25 protein-coding genes are annotated in these 20,445 nt (G+C 58.8%); 10 read left to right on the top strand and 15 right to left on the bottom strand.

The genetic code is table 11. From position 1 onward, the window contains the following. Window positions 1-9 precede the first annotated feature (9 nt). Complete coding sequence (locus tag ACY8D3_RS12050; protein WP_462379020.1) at window positions 10-630, bottom strand: tyrosine-protein phosphatase; 621 nt, start codon at window positions 628-630, stop codon at window positions 10-12. A 491-nt stretch (window positions 631-1,121) separates the two neighbouring features. Here ACY8D3_RS12050 and ACY8D3_RS12055 point away from each other — a divergent pair, with 491 nt between their 5' ends. The 9 genes from ACY8D3_RS12055 to ACY8D3_RS12095 all read left to right on the top strand — a co-directional run bounded on the left by ACY8D3_RS12055 (window position 1,122) and on the right by ACY8D3_RS12095 (window position 7,780). Further along, window positions 1,122-1,328, top strand: a complete 207-nt coding sequence (locus ACY8D3_RS12055) for a DUF1127 domain-containing protein (RefSeq protein ID WP_462379021.1) — start codon at window positions 1,122-1,124, stop codon at window positions 1,326-1,328. A 159-nt stretch (window positions 1,329-1,487) separates the two neighbouring features. Then, the gene (locus ACY8D3_RS12060) at window positions 1,488-1,805 is read left to right on the top strand and encodes a DUF2388 domain-containing protein (RefSeq protein WP_462379022.1); all 318 of its coding nucleotides are present in this window, start codon (window positions 1,488-1,490) and stop codon (window positions 1,803-1,805) included. A 74-nt stretch (window positions 1,806-1,879) separates the two neighbouring features. Beyond that, entirely contained in the window at window positions 1,880-2,200 is a 321-nt protein-coding gene (locus ACY8D3_RS12065; protein ID WP_462379023.1) for a DUF2388 domain-containing protein, read from the top strand. Window positions 2,201-2,211: 11 nt separating this feature from the next. Beyond that, window positions 2,212-4,158 (top strand): DUF7844 domain-containing protein, encoded by a 1,947-nt coding sequence (locus ACY8D3_RS12070; RefSeq protein WP_462379024.1) that lies wholly within the window; start codon window positions 2,212-2,214, stop codon window positions 4,156-4,158. 144 nt (window positions 4,159-4,302) lie between these two features. Next, entirely contained in the window at window positions 4,303-4,728 is a 426-nt protein-coding gene (locus ACY8D3_RS12075) for an OsmC family protein (protein WP_462379025.1), read from the top strand. 248 nt (window positions 4,729-4,976) lie between these two features. Continuing rightward, complete coding sequence (locus ACY8D3_RS12080) at window positions 4,977-5,888, top strand: AEC family transporter (RefSeq protein WP_462379026.1); 912 nt, start codon at window positions 4,977-4,979, stop codon at window positions 5,886-5,888. A 185-nt stretch (window positions 5,889-6,073) separates the two neighbouring features. Further along, window positions 6,074-6,829 carry a TerC family protein gene (locus tag ACY8D3_RS12085; protein ID WP_462379027.1) on the top strand — a complete coding sequence of 252 codons (756 nt, stop codon included), beginning with the start codon at window positions 6,074-6,076 and terminating at the stop codon, window positions 6,827-6,829. A gap of 121 nt (window positions 6,830-6,950) precedes the next feature. Further along, window positions 6,951-7,391, top strand: a complete 441-nt coding sequence (locus ACY8D3_RS12090; RefSeq protein ID WP_462379028.1) for a hypothetical protein — start codon at window positions 6,951-6,953, stop codon at window positions 7,389-7,391. Further along, on the top strand, window positions 7,388-7,780 hold the full coding sequence (locus ACY8D3_RS12095; protein ID WP_462379029.1) for an META domain-containing protein: 393 nt from the start codon (window positions 7,388-7,390) through the stop codon (window positions 7,778-7,780). The genes ACY8D3_RS12090 and ACY8D3_RS12095 overlap by 4 nt, the downstream gene beginning before the upstream one ends. A 64-nt stretch (window positions 7,781-7,844) precedes the next feature. Here the strand turns inward: ACY8D3_RS12095 and thrC are convergent, their stop codons facing one another. From thrC to ffh, 11 genes are all read right to left on the bottom strand, one after another. Then, on the bottom strand, window positions 7,845-9,263 hold the full coding sequence (gene thrC / locus ACY8D3_RS12100) for a threonine synthase (protein ID WP_462379030.1): 1,419 nt from the start codon (window positions 9,261-9,263) through the stop codon (window positions 7,845-7,847). A gap of 59 nt (window positions 9,264-9,322) precedes the next feature. Then, on the bottom strand, window positions 9,323-10,627 hold the full coding sequence (locus ACY8D3_RS12105; RefSeq protein WP_462379031.1) for a homoserine dehydrogenase: 1,305 nt from the start codon (window positions 10,625-10,627) through the stop codon (window positions 9,323-9,325). A 117-nt stretch (window positions 10,628-10,744) separates the two neighbouring features. After that, window positions 10,745-11,221 carry a GFA family protein gene (locus tag ACY8D3_RS12110; RefSeq protein ID WP_462379032.1) on the bottom strand — a complete coding sequence of 159 codons (477 nt, stop codon included), beginning with the start codon at window positions 11,219-11,221 and terminating at the stop codon, window positions 10,745-10,747. Between the two features lie 165 nt (window positions 11,222-11,386). Next, window positions 11,387-12,142 carry a thioredoxin fold domain-containing protein gene (locus ACY8D3_RS12115; protein WP_462379033.1) on the bottom strand — a complete coding sequence of 252 codons (756 nt, stop codon included), beginning with the start codon at window positions 12,140-12,142 and terminating at the stop codon, window positions 11,387-11,389. 82 nt (window positions 12,143-12,224) lie between these two features. Then, window positions 12,225-13,121 carry a site-specific tyrosine recombinase XerD gene (gene xerD / locus ACY8D3_RS12120; protein ID WP_462379034.1) on the bottom strand — a complete coding sequence of 299 codons (897 nt, stop codon included), beginning with the start codon at window positions 13,119-13,121 and terminating at the stop codon, window positions 12,225-12,227. Window positions 13,122-13,143: 22 nt separating this feature from the next. Next, window positions 13,144-13,560, bottom strand: coding sequence for an acyl-CoA thioesterase (locus tag ACY8D3_RS12125; protein WP_462379035.1), 417 nt, complete (start codon window positions 13,558-13,560; stop codon window positions 13,144-13,146). 97 nt (window positions 13,561-13,657) lie between these two features. Next, entirely contained in the window at window positions 13,658-14,008 is a 351-nt protein-coding gene (gene rplS, locus ACY8D3_RS12130; RefSeq protein WP_462379036.1) for a 50S ribosomal protein L19, read from the bottom strand. A 43-nt stretch (window positions 14,009-14,051) separates the two neighbouring features. Then, window positions 14,052-14,795, bottom strand: coding sequence for a tRNA (guanosine(37)-N1)-methyltransferase TrmD (gene trmD / locus ACY8D3_RS12135; protein WP_462379037.1), 744 nt, complete (start codon window positions 14,793-14,795; stop codon window positions 14,052-14,054). Continuing rightward, complete coding sequence (gene rimM / locus ACY8D3_RS12140; protein ID WP_462379038.1) at window positions 14,795-15,328, bottom strand: ribosome maturation factor RimM; 534 nt, start codon at window positions 15,326-15,328, stop codon at window positions 14,795-14,797. The genes trmD and rimM overlap by 1 nt, the downstream gene beginning before the upstream one ends. A gap of 5 nt (window positions 15,329-15,333) precedes the next feature. Further along, window positions 15,334-15,585 carry a 30S ribosomal protein S16 gene (gene rpsP / locus ACY8D3_RS12145; RefSeq protein WP_188982648.1) on the bottom strand — a complete coding sequence of 84 codons (252 nt, stop codon included), beginning with the start codon at window positions 15,583-15,585 and terminating at the stop codon, window positions 15,334-15,336. 159 nt (window positions 15,586-15,744) lie between these two features. Further along, window positions 15,745-17,124 (bottom strand): signal recognition particle protein, encoded by a 1,380-nt coding sequence (gene ffh / locus ACY8D3_RS12150; RefSeq protein ID WP_462379039.1) that lies wholly within the window; start codon window positions 17,122-17,124, stop codon window positions 15,745-15,747. A gap of 202 nt (window positions 17,125-17,326) precedes the next feature. Here ffh and ACY8D3_RS12155 point away from each other — a divergent pair, with 202 nt between their 5' ends. Beyond that, window positions 17,327-18,127, top strand: coding sequence for a cytochrome C assembly family protein (locus ACY8D3_RS12155; RefSeq protein WP_462379040.1), 801 nt, complete (start codon window positions 17,327-17,329; stop codon window positions 18,125-18,127). 54 nt (window positions 18,128-18,181) lie between these two features. Here ACY8D3_RS12155 and purT read toward each other — a convergent pair whose 3' ends face one another. The 3 genes from purT to ACY8D3_RS12170 all read right to left on the bottom strand — a co-directional run bounded on the left by purT (window position 18,182) and on the right by ACY8D3_RS12170 (window position 20,401). Continuing rightward, entirely contained in the window at window positions 18,182-19,363 is a 1,182-nt protein-coding gene (purT, locus tag ACY8D3_RS12160) for a formate-dependent phosphoribosylglycinamide formyltransferase (RefSeq protein ID WP_462379041.1), read from the bottom strand. A gap of 226 nt (window positions 19,364-19,589) precedes the next feature. Beyond that, window positions 19,590-19,787, bottom strand: coding sequence for a DUF1289 domain-containing protein (locus tag ACY8D3_RS12165; protein WP_462379042.1), 198 nt, complete (start codon window positions 19,785-19,787; stop codon window positions 19,590-19,592). Then, window positions 19,784-20,401: a CoA pyrophosphatase gene (locus ACY8D3_RS12170; RefSeq protein WP_462379043.1), complete on the bottom strand. Its 618-nt coding sequence runs from the start codon at window positions 20,399-20,401 to the stop codon at window positions 19,784-19,786. Before ACY8D3_RS12170 ends, ACY8D3_RS12165 begins: the two co-directional genes overlap by 4 nt. Between the last annotated feature and the right edge of the window lie 44 nt (window positions 20,402-20,445).

Below are 20,445 nucleotides of genomic sequence, written 5' to 3' on the forward strand. Positions count from 1 at the left end.
CATATTGGGTCAGAGGAGGCTGGCTAGCCAACGGCTGACGTGACAACTGTCGAATGGGCTAGGGCTACATGCCCCGCTCGCAAGTGCTGTACGGATCGCACCGATATCAGCGCGCTGTACATAGGCGACGGCGTCGACCATATCTGCAGGCTCACCGAATCCGCCCGCCGTCATTTCCGCAATGGCTTCGTCCCTGCTCCAGCCCTGGATAACCGTGCGATACATGGCCGCCATCAGCCCGGTGCGATCCCGGCCGTGTTTGCAATGTATCAGCACCGGCCCAGGCGCCGCAGCGATGGCTCTCAGGACGTCCAGTACGTCCGACTCGTCGACACGATCAGCGTGAAGCGGGAATGATTCCAGGTGAGCGGAAAAGCGCTCGGAAACCAACGCCGTGTCGTCCGCCTTGATCAGGCTAATGACCGTCGTTACGCCAAGCGCGTGCAACTCGTCGACGTTTAAAGGGCTGGGCTTGGCGCTACGATACAGGCCAGGTGCCATTCGATAGAGATTGAAGGTTGGATTTATTAGCCTTGCCCATTCGCGGGTACTTTCCACCGCGGTCGAGGCCATTGTGTGACCGACTGACACCACTGCCAATAACACCGCTGTTAGCCATCGCAACTGCATGATTGCCTCCCGTTCAGGTAGGCGAAATCTGGGCTAAACGGTGTAAAACGAATGTTGGAAACAGGTGAAAATTTCATTCTGCTGCGTCCCGCAGCCATGCCTATAGGCGCATCTGTTGCGGCGGATGAGCAAAACAGCCTAACTGGCTAGATCACCACCGCTTAGCCAGGTGAAACATCCTGCCCTTCGTTCTTTTAGCAGGCTTAAATCGCGCTATCTACGCAAAAACCGGAACTGTACCTTTCGTTAGGCAGCGAACTGTTATGGTCCTATGCATCAAAACGCAGCGAAAGCCCCCTTTTAGGCGTCATTAACGCCCTAAAACAATGCATGACCAGTACAGTTGCTTCTATCGGTAACAGTACAGATCAGGGTAACACTCAGCCTTGATGCTACTATTTTTCCCAACTGTCTCTACAGCTGAAGCTGACAAAAGCGGATCATTTGCTCATCCAAACAGTTGATCCGCCATGAGGCGGAAGGAAAGCACCATGCAACGCGTCTCTGAGATCGCCCAATACAACGACAGCTTCATTGCGTCGCCTAGCGCTCAAGGCATTCTGTCCACCCTCGCCGTCTGGCAGCGCCGAATCGTGAGCCGTCATCAGCTCGCTCGCCTCGATGCCCGTCTGCTGGCCGACGCTGGTATCAGCGAAGCCGACCGTGCTGCGGAGCTCCGCAAGCCGTTCTGGCGATGAGCGCCAAGGCGCCACGCCTCACTGGCCCCCACCTGGCCGGTAACGTTTTCTAGAAGCCCCGCACTATGCGGGGCTTTTTGTTTGCCCAAGCTGGTTGTCTGGCACAGCCACCTTCGTGGCAGAATCACGGATTACCCAAGCCAATACACGGACCCGTCGATGATACGTACCCGCACCCTTCCACTTCTGGCCCTGCTCGCCGTCGCACATACGGCTCAAGCCAGCAGCTTCGTTGCCACGACCGACACCATCGCTCACGGCCTGGGTGAGTCCCTGAAGGCTTCGACCGACATCAGTTCTTCGTTCCGCGACAACAAGCAGGTGCTGGCCGCGCGCGACGATGCCGCAAGCTTCGTCGCCACATCCGGAGAGTACCGCGGAGCGCGTCTTGAAGGTGCGCTTGCGCATGTCCGTGCAATGCAGCCTGAACTGCAGGCTACGGATATGGAACTGGCCGAAGCCATTCTTTCACTGTAAGCACCGCTTACTGAACCGACCGGCGCGGCCGACGTCCAACGCCGGTCGTATGTCCCGCCGGGAGAATCTGTTACATGCGCATTTCGCTTTACGCCGGGGCGGTGGTGCTGGCATTCGTATCCGCCAGCGCCCAGGCCCAAACCCTTGTCGCGACCAGCAATATCATCGTTCGCGCACTGGATCGCAGCATCAACTTCACGTCGGATACAACGACATCCATTCGTGACATGAAAGTGGTCGTTGAGGCACGCGATGACGCCGCCAGCTTCGTCGCGTCGAGGGGTGACATTCGTGGCGCCCGCCTTGAGGCCGCTTTCGCAGCCTTGCGGGCGCACCTGCCAGAAGCCCGCGCCGCTGACGATCAGCGCCTGGCCGAGGCAATCCTGGCGATTTGAACATCACCTCCATGCGCACGCGTTTGCTCTGTCTCGCCACGATTCTGCTGTTGGGCGGGCCAGCTCATGCCTCGCTGAAACTTGAGCTGACCGATAGCGGCTTGAGCGAGGCTCAGCGAAACGCGAGCCAGGCCCTGCTCGACGATGCCATTGCCGCCCTGCCGCCAAGCTTGCTCGAACGAATGGACAGTACCGTCCATATCACCTGGCGCAACGACATGCCTCCAGAGGCGTATGGACAGATCACGCGCCTGGACGCCCTGTCCTTGAATGCACGGCTTCTGCCGGCCCTGGTGGACGGAACGGCCGCCACCATGCAGACGGGGCGGCCGCATGGCACAGTGCGCCAGGAACTGCTCGCGACAGTACTGCACGAACTGACGCATCTCTATGACCGGGCCCGCCTGTGGACACCCAAGGAACGCAAGCAGGAGCAGCAATGCAGGCGCCAGCAGCGACGGCTGGGGGATGTTGGCCTGCCCGACCAATGCCGAGGCCAGACGACCCGACGCTTCACGTTGAGCGACGACCCACGCTTTCTGGACCTCGCGGGCTGGCAACAGCTGGTTGGAACTCGAGGGCAGCGAGAGCGCGCCAATGGTCAGCATGTCCGTAGCCCTGATGCGTACGAACTGACGAACCCGCGCGAATTCCTGGCTGTAAACATGGAGTATTTTCTGCTGGACCCCTCCTACGCGTGCCGGCGACCGTCCATGAATCGGTTTCTGAGCGAGCATTTCGGATGGCAGCCCGCCAAGCGTGATTCTTGCCTGCGGGGGTACGCCTATCTAAATGCAGGACGGGATTTCGGGAAGGCGCCCCTAGGCCTGCTCGATCCAGAGCGGGTGTACGAAGTGGACTACCTGTTCGCCGAATCCAACAACGCCTGGGCCAGCCGCTGGGGACACAGCATGCTGCGGGTGGTTGTCTGTGCACCAGGGCGGCCCCGTGGACCGGATTGCCGACTCGATCTTGATCAGCATCTCGTGCTGTCCTATCGGGCATTCGTCAATGACGTACAGATTTCAAGCTGGGATGGACTGACAGGTAACTACCCTTCCCGCCTATTCGTTCTGCCGCTTGCGCAGGTGATCGATGAGTACACGAAGGTGGAGATGCGCAGCCTTGCCTCAGTTCCCCTCAAACTGGACCGCCATGAAATAGACGTACTCGTTGAGCGCGCGGCTGAAATCCACTGGGGGTATGACGGCGATTATTACTTCCTGTCGAACAACTGCGCGGTCGAAACGTTGAAGCTGCTGCGCAGCGGCATCGAGCGCGACGAATTAGCCGCGCTTGATAGCATCATGCCCAACGGGCTGCTGGAGCAGCTTGTTACCAGGGGCCTCGCAGACGATGCGCCATTGAAAGATCCAAAGGAAGCGTTGCGCCTGGGTTACCGATTCGATTCCTATCGCGATCGGTACCAGTCCATGTTCAAGGTACTGCGCGAGCGCCTTGAGATACCGCAGACGTCAGTCGAGGAATGGCTGGAGCAGACGGCAGCGAAGCGCCAACCGTGGATCGAGAAGGCCGACCTGCGCGCGAGCGCCGCGATGCTCCTGCTTGAACAAGCCGGCTTAAGGCGTCAGTTGCTGCTTGCGCAGGATGAACTCAAACAGCGCTATCTGGGCAAGAGTGGAAGCGATGAGCTGGCCAAGGCTGGCGAAACGCTTCAGGGCATCCTGGAAAATTCAGGGTTCCTGAGCCGGCCCGCCGAGCTGCTCGATGAGGGGTATGGGTTGCCGCAAGAAAGCGAATGGAAGCGACTGGAGCGCCAGACCAGCGACCGGCAGAAAACGCTTGTGCGTCTCAACGACGAATTGGACGTGGAACTGCGTCGATTGTTGCTGCCTGAACGTCGCAACGAGCTTGATGCCACGCAGCGCAATGTAGATGCGATCGGCGAGCACCTGCGTGCCCTTCATCGCGAAAGCGGTGGTTTTACGCTACCGTAATCCTTCGCGGAGGCCATACAGCCTCTCCCTCTCAACAGGGCCACGATACCCACTTCGGAACTCCTCGGGGCGCGCCTCCTCTCAACTAGGGTCGCCGGTTCGACTAACGCTTTTTGACCGGTTAAATCACCCCTGGAGGATTCCATGAAGAAGACTGCATCCGCTGTCTGGCAAGGTACGCTCAAAGAAGGCAAAGGTACCATCAGCACTCAAAGCGGTGCCCTGAAGGAAAATCCGTACGGCTTCAATACCCGCTTTGAAGACCAGCCCGGGACGAACCCCGAGGAACTCATTGGCGCAGCTCACGCCGGATGCTTCTCGATGGCCCTCTCGAACATTCTGGGCAGCGCTGGCCTGACCGCCGACCGCATCGAGACCCAGGCGGTCGTGACGCTCGACAAGGAAGGTGATGGTTTCGCGATCACTGCAATTGAACTGACATTGAAGGCCAAGATTCCAGGCACCAATGACGCTCAGTTCCAGGACCTCGCCAACCAGGCGAAGGTCGGCTGTCCCGTGTCCAAGGTGCTCAACGCCAAAATCACGCTGAACGCAACGCTGGAAAATTGATACACCCAGCCCGCCACGCCAGCGCCGTGGCGGGCTACCGTGCCTCGCAACGCTAAATCGCCTGCTCGCCCCTCCCCGCCTCCCCTGACTACGCCATCACCCGTGTACGTATGCGGGACATGTCCGCTGCAAAACACCGGCCCTGCTCTATCCAACCAGACCTACATACAAGTTGAAGCAAATAGCGCAAGCTCGCTTGCGGCGCCCTCCGCCACTGGTCAAGATACGAGAAAAAACGGAGCCCCGTTGTGACTGACCTGCTGCTGGCCCTCTGGCCGTTGTTTGCCCTGATTATTGCCGGCTTTGTATTACGCAAGCGAGGGTTCCCCAGCGAAGCATTCTGGCCAGGCGCTGAACGTCTCAACTACTTCATCCTCTTCCCAGCACTGCTTTTCACCAATCTTGCCAACGCGCCCCTAGACAACCCGGCTCTGACACGCCTCGCTGTCGCTGTGCTGATTGGCCTGGCCATCGGATGGATTGCCCTACTCGCGGCCCGCCGCGTCTTTGGCTGGAATGCGGGCCGGTTTGGAGCCATCACGCAGGGCGTACTGCGTTTCAACACTTACCTTGGCCTGGCCGCGACCGGCAGTCTTTATGGGCAAGAAGGTCTCATGGTGGCAGCGCTCATGCTCGCGCTCATGGTACCGGCGGTTAATGTGCTTTCAGTCTGGTCATTAACCAGTGAACGAGGCGTAAGCGCCCGATCCTTGCTACTGCCCATCGCGAAGAACCCACTGATCCTGGCATGCCTGGCTGGCGCCTTGGTCAATGTGTGCGGGCTTGGAATGCCGGGTGGCTCCGATCGGCTGTTGAGTTTGCTTGCTGCCTCCAGCCTACCGCTTGGCCTGCTGTGCGTTGGCGCCGCGCTGCGCCCTGAAGAACTGACGGACGAAATGCGAGCGATGAGCTGGAACAGCCTGGCCCGCCTCGTTCTGATGCCGGCAATGGCGCTGGCTGTGGCGATGGCGCTTCATCTACCGCCGGTAGAGAGCACCGTACTGGTTCTATTCTTCGCGCTGCCAACGGCGCCGACGGCATATGTCCTTACACGCCAACTTGGGGGAGACAGCCAATTGATGGCGGGCATCATTACTCTGCAAACACTCCTTGCGGCCGTATCTCTGCTGGCTGTCATGGCGGTATTGCAACATCTCTGAGGCGTTTGTTGCCGTCTGGACGATAGGGCGGAAGTGACCTGAACCGCCCGTCCGCTATGACGTTCAGATAAATATCCCAAGCTGGATACGGTCATGAAATGCAGCCAGGCGTGACAATTTTTTCACGTCTGGCGCTTTAGACTCCGCCGCCGCACACGTATCGCCCTCCGAGGAAACAGAACAAAATGGAATGGCTTGCCAGCCCCGAGATCTGGGTCGCGTTTCTTACGCTGACGGCGTTGGAGATCGTCCTGGGCATCGACAACATCATCATGATTGCCATTCTTGTCAGCCGGATGCCGCCGCACATGCAGGCACGGACGCGCTTCTTCGGTCTGGCGCTGGCAATGGTCACGCGGATCGCACTGCTTCTGTCGATTAGCTGGATCATGCAGCTCACGACTGATCTGTTCCACCTCTTCGGTCAAGGCATATCGGGCCGAGACCTGATCCTGTTCTTCGGCGGCCTCTTCCTTCTCTGGAAAAGCAGCACCGAGATCTATCACGGTATGGAGGGTGAAGACGAGAATGGCGAGCCCAAAAGCGCCGCCAAGAACTTCATTGCGACCATCATCCAGATCGCGATTATCGACATCGTGTTCTCTCTCGACTCCGTCATCACGGCCGTCGGCATGGTCGACCATGTGCCCGTCATGGTTGCAGCGATTGTTGTCGCGGTTATAGTCATGATGATCGCCGCAGGGACAATCAGCGCTTTCATTGAACGTCATCCCTCGCTCAAGATCCTCGCGCTATCCTTCCTGATCGTGGTCGGCACGGTTTTGATCGCCGAAGCCTTCGACGTGCACGTACCGAAGGGTTACGTCTACTTTGCCATGGCGTTCTCGCTGGGCGTGGAAGCGCTGAACATACGGATGCGCACGGCCAAGGGCCGCAAGCAGGATCCGGTCAAGCTCAGGAAGAGCACACCGGCTGATTGATGGCTGAAGGGTGCTGGCCACCAGCACCCTTTGCTTGGCCCAGCTCAGAAGGACGAGCGTCGAAGCCTCACGCGAAGGCCGCCCTCAACAGTGATAGCATTCACGCTTCGCTGGAGGACCCATGGCCGAACACGACTTTCGCTACACCCTGCTTTCCCCTCAACACACCCTGAATGAGTGCCGCGCGCTGGCGCCTGGCCGTTATCAGGTGACCGGCATCGGCGGCTCGATCATGACCGGCGATACGTTGCTCGTCTCGCTCAAAGGCAGCCAGTCGCTGCATATGCGCCTGGTCGTCGAGAAAGTCCGCCGTCTGATCAATCCGCCTGGCCAGTGGCTCGCCGTTACGTCCGGGCCGGTCTTCAAGGAATTGGCCATTCATCAGTGGGCGTTGAAATGCGATGCCTGCGGTCATGAGGCCTCGCTCGAGTTCGCAGCCGATGCCACTCTGGGTGAGCCCGGCCGCCTCCAGGCGGCCGCCGCCCGCGCCAGCGAGCTTGGCTGGGAAGCCCAAGCCAATGGTACGCATAGATGCCCCCGCTGCGCAGGCGCCGCAGCATGAACAAAACACTCATTGGCATCGCAGCGCTTGCCCTGACGGGGTGTATGCAACTAACGCTGGAACGTGAGCATGGGTACCAGGTTCAGTCCATGAATGGGCAAGCCGTACTTTCAGGTACGCGTATCACCCTGACGCTCGACAAGGACGGTCGCGTCTACGGTAACGCGGGTTGCAACCACTTTTTCGGCACCTACCATCTCGATGACAAGGCTCTGACCTTCAGCCAGCTGGGTAGCACGCGACGCCTATGCGCCGAACCGGTAATGGCCCAGGAATCCGCCTTCCTCGAACGCCTGTCACGGAACGTAAGGTGGTCGAATTCTCATGATCAGCTCAGATTACTGTCGAAGTCCAAAGAGCCTCTAGTGCTTATCAGGGACAAACACTAACTCGCAGAACGCTGCGCTTTTGCCCTGAACAAAAAGAAGCCCGCCATTGGCGGGCTTCTTTTTGTTAGTCGGCCTGAAGCGGCTTTCCACGATTTCCATGTGCGCTGACGAACGCCTGGACAGCGCCAAGATCGTTTGGCAGGACCGTGCAACGCTCTTCCCTCTGGAAAAGGTCGGCCAAGTGCGCGGGCAACTCGATACCCTTGCTTATCCCGGCCCGCTGCACTGCCTCAGGAAATTTCACTGGGTGTGCCGTACCAAGCACAACCATCGGTGTTGCAAGGCTGCGACGGCACTCGCGCGCGGCATGAACGCCGATTGCCGTATGCGGATCAAGGACCTCGCCTGTGCGCTTGAACACGGACTCGATCGTGGCGCAGGTCTGTGCGTCGTCCACTGCCAGTGAATCGAACAGTTTACGGGCCTCCAACCAGCGATCTTCTTCCACAGAGAAACCACCACCCGCCCTGAAGTTCTTCATCAGTTCGGCGATGGCGGCACCATTGCGACCGTGGAGGTCGAACAGCAAACGCTCGAAGTTGGACGACACCATAATGTCCATGGACGGCGACAGGGTCGGATGCAACGTCTCCTTCTCGTAGCGATTGCCACTCATGAAGCGGTGGAGGATGTCATTGCGGTTGGTAGCAACGATGAGCTGGTTGACGGGCAGTCCCATGTTGCGCGCCAGGTAGCCCGCGAAAATATCACCGAAGTTGCCCGTCGGTACCGAGAACGCCACCGACCGGGCCGGGGCGCCAAGCTGCAACGCAGCATGGAAGTAATAGACCACCTGGGCCATGATGCGCGCCCAGTTGATGGAGTTGACCGCGACCAGGCGCGTCCCCTTCAGGAAGCCCTGATCCGCGAAACTTGCCTTCACCATTTCCTGGCAATCGTCGAAGTTACCTTCAATGGCGATGTTGTGGATGTTGTCGCCGAGGATCGTCGTCATCTGCCGACGCTGCACCTCCGAGACACGGTTATGCGGGTGCATGATGAAGATGTCGACGTTGTCACAGCTCCGGCAGCCCTCAATCGCGGCCGAGCCGGTGTCGCCGGATGTGGCGCCCATGATTACGACGCGTTCGCCGCGTTTGGCCAACACATGGTCCAGAAGCCGGCCGAGTAGCTGCAGCGCGAAGTCCTTGAATGCCAGCGTTGGCCCATGGAAGAGTTCCAGAACCCATTCATTGCTGTCGAGTTGACGCAGCGGCGCGACCGCCGAATGGGCGAAGACACCATAGGTATCAGCCAGTATCTGCTTGAAGTCCGCATCCGCAATGCAGCCCGCAACAAAGGGGCGCATCACTCGGAACGCGAGTTCATGATACGGCAGGCTGGCCCATGAAGCGATTTCTTCCGGCGTGAAGCGTGGCAGGTTTTCCGGCACGTACAGGCCGCCGTCAACGGCCAGGCCTGCCAACAGCACTTCTTCGAAATTCAGAGACGGCGCTTGGCCACGGGTACTGATGTAGCGCATGTGATTCGAGCCTTGAATCTGGCGGGGAACCGCACCGGTCGGGCGGATTCCCGCGGGGATTAGTTGAGCAGTTCGACGCGGATGCGAACGACGTTTCCAGCGACCCCCTCAAGGGCTTCAAGCGCAGTGATGGCGTCATCGATCTGCGACTCGACCACGCGGTGCGTGAGGAGAATCATCGGCACGAGGCCATCCTGTTCCTCAGCTTCCTTCTGCATGATCGATTCGATGTTGATGCCTCGGTCAGAGAGGATACTGGCGACCTGTGCGAGCACGCCGGGATGATCCTTGGCCTGTATCCGCAGATAGTAGGCGCTCTCACACTCCGCGATTGGCAGGATCGGATGATCGGAGAGCGAATCCGCCTGGAACGCAAGGTGAGGCACTCGGTTCTCGGGATCCGTCGTGAGCACACGCACCATGTCCACCACATCGGCAACGACCGCGGACGCCGTTGGCTCCATGCCAGCACCGGCACCGTAGTAGAGGGTAGAACCTACGGCATCACCATTGACCATCACGGCGTTCATGACACCATTGACGTTGGCGATGAGTCGATCGGCCGGGATCAGCGTCGGATGTACCCGAAGCTCAATACCATCCTCTGTACGCCGTGCGATACCCAAATGTTTGATGCGATACCCCAACGCCTCGGCATAGGTGACATCGGCCGTCGTCAGTTGCGTGATGCCCTCTGTGTAGGCCTTGTCGAACTGCAACGGCACACCGAAGGCGATCGAGGCCAGGATGGTCAGCTTGTGCGCTGCATCGATGCCCTCAACGTCAAAGGTCGGATCGGCTTCGGCATAGCCCAGCGCCTGCGCTTCCTTGAGCACATCCTCGAATGCGCGGCCTTTTTCGCGCATCTCGCTGAGGATGAAATTTCCGGTCCCATTGATGATCCCGGCCAACCAGTTGATCTGATTACCGGCCAGACCTTCACGAATTGCCTTGATGACAGGAATACCGCCAGCCACAGCAGCTTCGAATGCGACAATCACGCCCTTTTCGCTGGCCTTGGCGAAAATCTCGTTGCCGTGGACCGCAATCAGCGCCTTATTGGCTGTGATGACGTGCTTGCCGTTCTCGATCGCCTTGAGGACCAGATCACGCGCCAGGGTATAGCCACCGATCAACTCGATGACGATATCGATTTCCGGATTGTTCGCGACTTCGAAAATGTCGGCGGTGATCGGGGTATCACCGGTGTCGCATTTCGGATTGGGACGGCGAGCAGCAATCTGGGCAACCTCGATACCGCGCCCGGCACGGCGGGCAATCTCCTTGGCGTTGCGTTTAAGAACATTGAAGGTACCGCCCCCGACGGTACCCAACCCGCAGATCCCCACTTTGACCGGTTTCACGCTCGACTCCCATCGTTACCGCACGACGCGCCCTACAAAACGGACGCAGAAAAGAGCCGCACATTACGAAGCACCGGTGGTTTAGTCAATTGGCGGCTGCGGTGGCAGCCAGCCATGTCAATCCAGTGCCACACCGAGGCGCTCATGCCATTGAGCCAATGACTCATCTGGATATTCCGCGAAACATTTGTCGCGCTCACTCGCCTGAACTTCAACCCAGGCTGCCTTCGAGTCGGTCATCAGATGAGTGTGCTCGGGTGGAACCGGTAGATCCGTGTCGATGGCCGAAGCGTGGGGATGAACGAGGTCAGGGTACGTTGGATCCCACAACCAGAGCGCGCTCCCGCAGTGCTTGCAGAAGTGTCGTCGGCCGGTGCTCACTTCGCCCCCGGGCATCTTTGCGCGATAGACGTTCACATGTTCGCGTCCTTCGACGTCGAAAGTCTGGTTATCGCCGCCGAGATTGATGGCATAGCCACCGCCCCCTGCCGTCTTACGACAAATCGAGCAGTAACACCGCATGAACGGGTAATACTGTTTGGATTCAAGCGAAAATCGCACTGCACCGCAGTGGCAGGATCCGTGCAGCTTCATTGTGGCCTCCAGATAGGTCGGCGCCCTTGGGCACATTCCCTATCTCGGACTCTTCACTAAGCCTTGCGTTGCCCACCAATAGCCAAACGGCCCATGCCGACATGGGGCGAAACGGCCCATGCCGACATGGGGCGAAACGGCGCCCCCAAACGCTCGCAAGGCCCATCAGCTACCGCTGGTGTTCGCCTGTGCTGTTCGGGCCGCCTCGATGGCAGCACGTGCTAGCTGCCCCGCGGGCTGGTAGCCGGGAATCATCTGTCCATCTTCGAGAATCACTGACGGGGTACCCTGCACGCCAACCATCTGTCCGAGTGAAAATTGCTTGGCCACAGGGTTGTCGCAACTGGCTTCAGCAACCGATGCCTGTGACTTCGCAGCGTTCATGGCAGCCTGACGATCCTTGGCGCACCAGACATTGACGAGCGTGTCGTAGCCATGGGATCCAATACCCTGACGGGGGAATGCCAGGTACCGCACTTCTATCCCCTGCTTGTTTAATTCGGCCATTTCGCTGTGTAGCTTCTGGCAATAGCCGCAGTCGGTATCAGTAAAGACCGTGATGTGCGCTTTCGGATCCTTGGCGCGGAAAACAACCATCTCGGACGCTGGAATAGCGTTGATCTGGGCAGCGACAGAACGTCTTTCAGCCTGCTCGGTGAGGTTGACGGCCTGCCCATCCTTGACCTGGAACATGTACCCCTGAATCAGAAATTGGCCGTCGCCGCTGGCGTAGAGTTGGCGGCCGCCCTTCAGCTGGACCTGATAAACCCCAGGCATCGGGCTCTCAGCGATCGCTTCGACCGGTAGGTCAGGCTGTAGCGCTTGAAGCGTTTTGCGAATCGCTTGTTCCGAATCGCCGGCGAAGGCGAGCGAACCGGCCAGGCTGGCGACTGCCAAGGTTAGAGAAGGGATCAGACGCATGACGACTCCGATGAACGCGGGTGCCGCGCAGCGTAGCACAACGGAGAATTGCACGTGTCTACCGGCTCCCACTCCATCACGGTCAGCCTCGCGGATGGTGCTGGGCGTGAAGCGCTTGAAGCCTTGCCTTGGCAATGTGCGTATAGATCTGGGTCGTCGACAGATCACTGTGCCCGAGCAACATCTGTACAACCCTGAGATCTGCGCCGTGATTCAACAGATGAGTCGCAAATGCATGGCGAAGGGTGTGCGGTGAAATGCTGCTGCGAATGCCGGCTTCCCGCGCATGTGCCTTGATCCGATGCCAGAAGGTCTGGCGGGTCATCTGCTCGCCCCGTTGACTGGGAAAAAGAACGTCACTCGGTTTACCTGCCATCAACAGCGCCCTTGCCTCGCGGTAATAGCGTTCGATCCAGTCCATCGCCTCATCGCCCATCGGCACTAGGCGCTCTTTGCTGCCTTTACCAAATACGCGAATGACCCCTTGACGCAGGTTGACCTGCTCAACCGTTAACGCCACCAGTTCGCTCACGCGCAGTCCGCATGCGTAGAGAACTTCGAGCATCGCGCGATCGCGCAGGCCGAGCGGATTTTCCACATCGGGGGCATGCAGCAGGGCTTCGACATCCTGCTCGGAAAGCGACTTGGGAAGAGGCTTACCGATTTTCGGTAGCTCCACGTCCAGCGTCGGGTCGTGACTGATCAGTGTCTCTCTGATCAGAAATCTGTAGAAGCCGCGCGCACCTGACAGGAAGCGTGCTGTGGAGCGCGCGGTGTAGCCTTCTCCAATACGCCAAGCAAGGTAGTCGAGCAGTTCACCTCGCTTTGCATGGGATAGCTCACTACCGGAGCGGTGCAGCCAGGCGCTGAACTGAGCAAGATCGGTGCCGTATGCCATACGGGTGTTGTCGGAGAGACCACGTTCGAGCCAGAGCGCATCGAGATATCGATCGATCAGTGGATGAGACGGCAATGCCATGAATGGTCGTCCCGTTCAATGTTTAGCCTTGGAGCCAGTCTGGCAGGACTGGCACCGGCTTCTTGTGACCGTCTACCGCGACAAAGCTAAACGCGCCCGAGATCGCCAACTCACGCCCCTCTTCGTACATACCCTCTACGAATACGTCGACCTGCACCTTCAGACTCGTATTGCCTACTTTGATGACACGCGCGATCAACTCGACGATAGAGCCAGCAGGAATCGGATGATTGAAATCGATTCGGTCGGAGGCAACGGTGACCAACGGCAGCCTGCAGAACCGGGTTGCGGCGATGAATGAAACTTCATCCATCCAGGCCATGGCGGTTCCACCGAAAAGCGTGTTGTGGTGGTTGATCGTGGCAGGAAAGATCGTCTTTGCAATCCGTGTTTCGGACGATGCAATACGGCGTTCGATTTCCGCATCTCTTGGCGACATGGACACTCTGATCCTCAAGAACTGAAAGACAGACTGAAGGTGCTTTTTCAGCCATAAAAAAAGCAGCCCGAAGGCTGCTTTTTGTCGGAAAACCGGATTAGACCAGTTTTTCCTTGATGCGCGCTGCCTTGCCCGACAGTTCGCGGAGGTAGTACAGCTTCGCCTTGCGAACGTCACCACGACGCTTGACGGAGACGCTGTCGACCAGCGGGCTGTATGTCTGGAACGTACGCTCTACGCCCACACCGCTGGAAATCTTGCGGACGGTGAATGCGCTGTTCAGGCCGCGGTTACGCTTGCCGATGACCACGCCTTCGAAAGCCTGGAGACGCTGACGGTCGCCTTCCTTGACTTTCACCTGGACAATCACGGTGTCGCCTGGGGCGAACGCCGGGATTTCTTTGTTCATCTGCTCGGCTTCGAGCTGCTGGATAATCTTGTTGGTCATCGCGAGGTGCTCCATAGGCATATACACATATGCCATCGATACGTTAACTATCGTCCCGCTGGCGAAGGTATTCCGCCAGCAGCTTTTGCTCTTCTCCAGAAAGCGAGCGGCAATCCAGAAGATCAGCGCGGCGTTCAGCGGTCCTACCCAGGGCCTGCATGAGTCGCCATCGCCGGATGTGTTCATGATTGCCGCTGAGCAGCACCTCAGGAACACGCTTGCCCTCATACACCTCAGGTCGGGTGTAGTGTGGGCAATCGAGCAGGCCGTCAGTGAACGAGTCCTCCTCGGCGGAACCCGCATGGCCCAATGCGCCAGGCAGCAACCGCGTTACCGCATCGATCAGGACCATTGCTGGCAGCTCACCGCCAGACAACACGTAGTCACCAATCGACCATTCCTCATCGACGTGCGTTTCAATGAAGCGCTCATCGATACCTTCGTAACGACCCGCGATCAGAATGAGCGCCTCTGCCTGAACCAACTCACGAGCGCCCGCTTGCTTCAGCGGTCGCCCTTGTGGGGACAGATAGATCACTCTGGCCGCGCCGCCCAGCGCAGCACGGGCATCAGCCAGTGCGCGCTCAAGCGGCTCTATCTTCATCACCATACCGGGACCGCCACCAAAGGGACGGTCATCGACTGTCTGGTGGCGGTCCTCGGTATAGTCTCGCGGATTGCGGCAGTTGAATTCGACCAACCCTTGCTTCATCGCACGGCTGGTAATTCCGAATTCCCTTATTGCCGCAAACATCTCGGGAAAGATGGTGATGACCTCGATCTTCATCAGAAGTCAGCGTCCCATTCCACATGCATGATGCCCGCTTCGAGGTCTATTTCCCGTACACATTGGTCCGTGTACGGCAAAAGACGCTCACGGTCATCGAGGCTGCCTTCCATCGGCTTTACCGCGATGACATCATTCGCACCCGTTTCGAGCAGGTGATCAACCTTACCGAGCAATTGCTCTGCCTGGTTGACAACCTGCAAGCCGATCAGCTGATGCCAGTAATACTCGCCATCATCCAGGTCGGGTAGCAAGCCACGGGGGATCGAGATCTCGAAGCCTGCGTAGGTACGCGCCACTTCACGATCGTCAAGACCCTTGAGCTTGGCAACGAGTACATTGCCTTGCGTACGCCCCTTGACCAGCTCAACCTGCTGAGTTTCGCCATCACGCGTGAGCGTCCAGTGACGATAGCCGAGCAGGTTGTCCAACGGGTCGGTAAAGGAATAGACCTTCACCTCACCTTTCACACCATGCACCGAAACGATTTTGCCGAGTACGATCATGTCATCGGCCGAAGACGGTGCGCTCATGGTGCTCAGGCAGTAGCCTTGGCAGCTTCCTTCAGCAGCTGAGCAACGCGCTCAGACGGCTGCGCACCCTGGCTCAGCCAGTAGTTGGCGCGCTCTTGGTCGACAGAGAGCTTCACTTCAGCACCTGCAGCGACCGGGTTGAAGAAGCCGATACGCTCAACGAAGCGACCATCGCGCGCATTGCGGCTGTTGGTCACGGTCAGGTGGTAGAAGGGGCGCTTCTTGGAGCCGCCACGAGCAAGACGGATGGTTACCATGTGAAAATTGTTCCTGTAGTCGGTGCTTAAAACCGGATTGCACACCGGGCCTAGGCCCGAAAGGCCGCATATTCTAAGGGTAAATGCGGCGAATGCAAATCCTTTTGCCATATATTGACGAGCGAACCGGCACGGCCTGCGTACCGGCGTCCGCCAAGGTCAGAACTTGGGCATGCCTCCGCCGCCTGGGAACATGCCCCCCATGCCGCGCATCATCTTTGCCATGCCTCCCTTGGCGGTGAATTTCTTCATCATTTTCTGCATCTGCTTGTGCTGCTTGATGAGCCGGCCGATGTCCTGCACCTGCGTACCCGAACCCATCGCGATACGACGCTTGCGGGAGCCGCTGATGATGTCAGGATCGCGGCGCTCGGCAGGGGTCATCGAATTTATGATGGCTTCCATCTGCTTGAACTGCTTCTCAGCCACGTCCTGGGCATTGCCCATCTTGGACAGGTTGACGCCGCCAATGGCCGGGAGTTTGTCCATGAGGCCACCGAGGCCGCCCATGTTCTTCATCTGCTGAAGCTGGTCACGGAAGTCCTCGAGGTCAAAACCCTTCCCTTTCTTGAGCTTCTTCGACAGCTTGTCGGCTTTATCGCGATCAAGGGTCTGCTCCGCCTGCTCGATGAGGCTGAGGACGTCACCCATACCGAGAATACGAGACGCAACGCGATCAGGGTGGAAGGGTTCCAGCGCTTCGCTACGCTCCCCCATTCCAAGGAACTTGATCGGCTTGCCAGTGATATGCCGTACCGACAACGCCGCACCACCGCGCGCATCACCGTCCACCTTTGTGAGTACAACACCGGTCAGCGGCAACGCTTCCCCGAATGCCTTGGCCGTATTCGCCGCATCCTGGCCCGTCATGGCGTCAACGACGAACAATGTCTCGGCAGGCTTTACCGCCGCGTGTAGCTGCTGGATCTCGGCCATCATGTCCGAATCGACGTGCAGACGACCCGCCGTATCCAGCAGGACCACATCAATGAACTTCAGCTTGGCTTCGCGAACAGCTGCATGAGCGATGTCGACTGGTTTCTGGCTTGCGTCCGATGGGAAGAAGGTCACACCCACTTCGGCCGCGAGCGTTTCCAACTGTTTGATCGCAGCGGGACGGTAAACGTCCGCAGACACCACCATGACCGACTTCTTCTTCCGCTCCTTTAGGAAGCGCGCCAGCTTGCCTACCGTGGTTGTCTTGCCCGCACCCTGCAGGCCCGCCATCATTACCACGGCGGGCGGCGATACATTGAGCGCAAGGTCCTCGTTGGCAGCGCCCATGAGCGATTCGAGCTCGATGCGCACGATCTTTACGAAGGCCTGCCCAGGCGTCAGGCTCTTGGAGACTTCGGTACCAACCGCGCGGTCCTTGACTCGATTGACGAACTCCTTGACGACCGGCAGTGCGACGTCCGCCTCGAGCAAGGCCATACGCACTTCGCGTAGGGTGTCCTTTATATTGTCTTCAGTCAGCTTCGCCTTCCCGGTTACGGAGCGAAGGGTATGAGACAGGCGATCGGTTAAGTTTTCGAACATACGCGTTCCCAGGGATACGAAAGGCGCCCGGAGGGCGGACGGCGAGCGCGGCAGTATAACGAAGAGCGCCTGGCGCTGACACACGCCAGATACCGTGATGCGACCCGCGTATCCGACATGATGAGCAACGGCAGCATTCTTTTGTGCCAGGCGGTTCTGTGCCAAACTCACGAGCTTCCGATCAGCTGCATCCCACCGATCTATGAATCCTCTGCTCCCGAGTCTTTTCGCCGCCGCGCTTTATGCGGGCGCCGCCGTCTATCAGGGGACCCACCTGTTCCGGCGATTGATGCCGAACAAGCTGATACTGACACTACTGACGCTGATCGCTGTGCTGTTCCATGGCGGCGCGCTTCTAGTCGAGCTCCGGGTGAACCCGGGTCTTGAGCTGGACTTCTTCAACGCAGCCAGTCTCATCGCTTATGCCATTATCATCCTGACTCTGCTTGCTTCGCTGCGCATGCCTGTCCAGGTATTGTTGCTACCGCTGCTGCCACTGGGCGCGATAACGGTCCTATTGGCGCAGTTACTGCCGCCCGGCACCGCACACCCCATTCAACAGCAGCCTGGTCTGCTCACTCACGTGATGCTTTCCATTCTTGCGTATGGATTGCTGACGATTGCCGCCTTCCAGGCGCTGCTCCTGCTGCTGCAGGACCATCAGCTCAAGCACAAGCACCCGTCCGGCCTCATCCGCAACTTCCCGCCGTTGCAAACAATGGAAAGCCTGCTTTTCGGCTTCCTGTGGGCCGGTTGGGGACTGCTGTCGCTGTCGCTGGTGTCCGGCTGGGTGTTCCTGGAAAACATGTTCGCGCAGCATCTGGTTCACAAGACGTTATTGTCCTGCTTTGCCTGGATCGTCTTCGGCGTGCTGCTGATCGGCCGTACTCGCCTGGGATGGCGAGGCCACAAGGCCGTGCGGTGGACACTCGTCGGGTTCTGCCTGCTGATGTTCGCTTACTTCGGCAGTAAGCTCGTCCGAGAGTACATCCTGCACATCTAGCTCAAACGAAAGAGCCCCGCAGAAGCGGGGCTCTTTTTGCCACATGCCTTACGCTCAGAGTTCGACGTCGATCGCCTTCGCCGACTTGGTCGCCTTGGCACGGGCTGCCTCGATTGACGTATCGCGAGCCAGCGCTACGCCCATCCGTCGCTGACCGACCACCTCGGGCTTTCCGAACAGCCTAAGCGCGGTATCAGGCTCAGCAAGGGCAGTGGCGACATTATTGAAGCTTGCCTGCTTCGATTCGCCCTGTACGAGAATGACGGCGGACGCCGAAGGACCGTGCTGACGAACCGTCGGGATCGGCAAACCCAGAATTGCCCGGGCATGCAGCGCGAACTCGGAGAGATCCTGGGAGATCAACGTGACCAGCCCGGTATCGTGAGGCCGCGGCGACACTTCACTGAACCAGACCTCATCCCCTTTCACGAACAGCTCGACGCCGAACAGGCCACGACCGCCCAGCGCTTCGGTGACGGCTTTCGCCACCCGCTCGGACTCTGCCAGCGCCGCCGGGCTCATCGCCTGTGGCTGCCAGGACTCATGGTAATCACCCTTGACCTGCCGGTGACCGATTGGCGCACAGAAGGTTGTTCCGCCGATATGGCGAACGGTCAGCAGCGTGATCTCATACTCGAAGTCGATGAAGCCCTCGACGATCACGCGCCCCTTCCCTGCACGACCTCCCTCCTGCGCATAATCCCAGGCGGCCTTGACGTCGTCAGGTCCCTTGAGGAGGCTTTGGCCCTTGCCCGAAGAACTCATGATGGGCTTGACCACGCACGGGAAACCCAGCGCCTTGACGGCGGCCTCGTAGTCTTCATAGGTATCGGCGAAGTGGTACGGCGAAGTTGGAAGACCAAGCTCTTCGGCGGCCAATCGACGGATGCCCTCACGATTCATCGTCAGCTGCGCAGCGCGGGCCGTTGGGATCACGGTGTAGCCTTCCTGCTCGAGATCGACCAACGTCGCGGTCGCGATCGCTTCAATCTCGGGAACGATGTAATGGGGTTTTTCCTGCTCAATGACAGCGCGAAGCGCATCCCCATCGAGCATGTTGATGACATGGCTACGATGCGCGACCTGCATCGCCGGCGCATTGGCATAACGGTCTACGGCGATCACCTCGACGCCGAGGCGCTGCAGCTCGATGACCACCTCCTTGCCAAGCTCGCCCGAGCCACACAATAGAACGCGTGTCGCGCTCGGCGACAAAGGGGTACCGATACGGGACATGATTTGAAAAATCCTCGGCTGATTCATCGGACGAGCCCGTCTGGCTCGTGGGGCTGCGTATTCTCTTCGATCAGCGCTTCGAGCGCAGCCTCGGTAACGCCATCAGGGCGGTTTTTTACTCTGAAGGTGCCTTAGAGACGTGCATGCCTCCATTCACAGCGCAACCTGGTCGGGCCAGGAACCCCGCACTCCACTCGAATGGACAGCCGGCCAGCACGTCGAGCCTTCAACCAAGGACCAGACCCTTGGCAACGGCACGCTCATGGCATCGAACAAGCGTCTCGCGACGCTCTGCATTGGTCATTCGCGACCAGCGGGTTATTTCAGGAATAGAGCGCTGGCACCCGCTGCATGTGTCATCGTCATCCAATGCGCATATATGAACGCAGGGTGAGGCCACCGGTCTTTCGTCATCAACGCTCATTGGCGACCTTCTCTGGTTGGAATTTCGAAGGCCTGCACAGGTTCGTTCAGGGCAATTCCGGCGTCGAACATGACATTCATCAACTCGACCACCACCATCGCTGTCAGCCCCCAGATCTTGAACCCTTCATAGCGGTAACAGGGCACATACCAGTGCTTTCCCATATGGTCGATGCGATGCGTTGTTTCGCGCGGATGATCAAGAAAAAACGTCAGCGGAACGGTAAATACCGCCGCAATTTCGTCGTCATTCGGCGTGTACTGGACATAGTCAGGTATGACCGCTACGTAAGGTGTCACCTTGATGCCATGTTTCGAGACGAGCGTACTGAGAGGACCTATGACTTCGACCAGCCCGGGCGGCAGACCGATCTCCTCGTGTGCTTCACGCAAAGCTGTCTGAGCCAGGCTTTCGTCTTCCGGATCCCGGCGCCCGCCCGGGAACGCTACCTCCCCGCCATGGGTGGATAGACCACTGGCACGCAGGGTCAATACCAGCTCAGGCTGCTCGCCTCGCGTTATTGGTACCAGTACCGCCGCCTCTGGAAACAGACGTTCGCTCTTTAACAGCTCGGGATGATGATCCCGAATGCGCTGGAGCCAGTCATCCTGCATAGTCTTTCTCGGCTTCATTCCTGGCCCAGATCATGGCACGAAGC

The organism is Pseudomonas sp. Marseille-QA0892, from assembly GCF_054950135.1.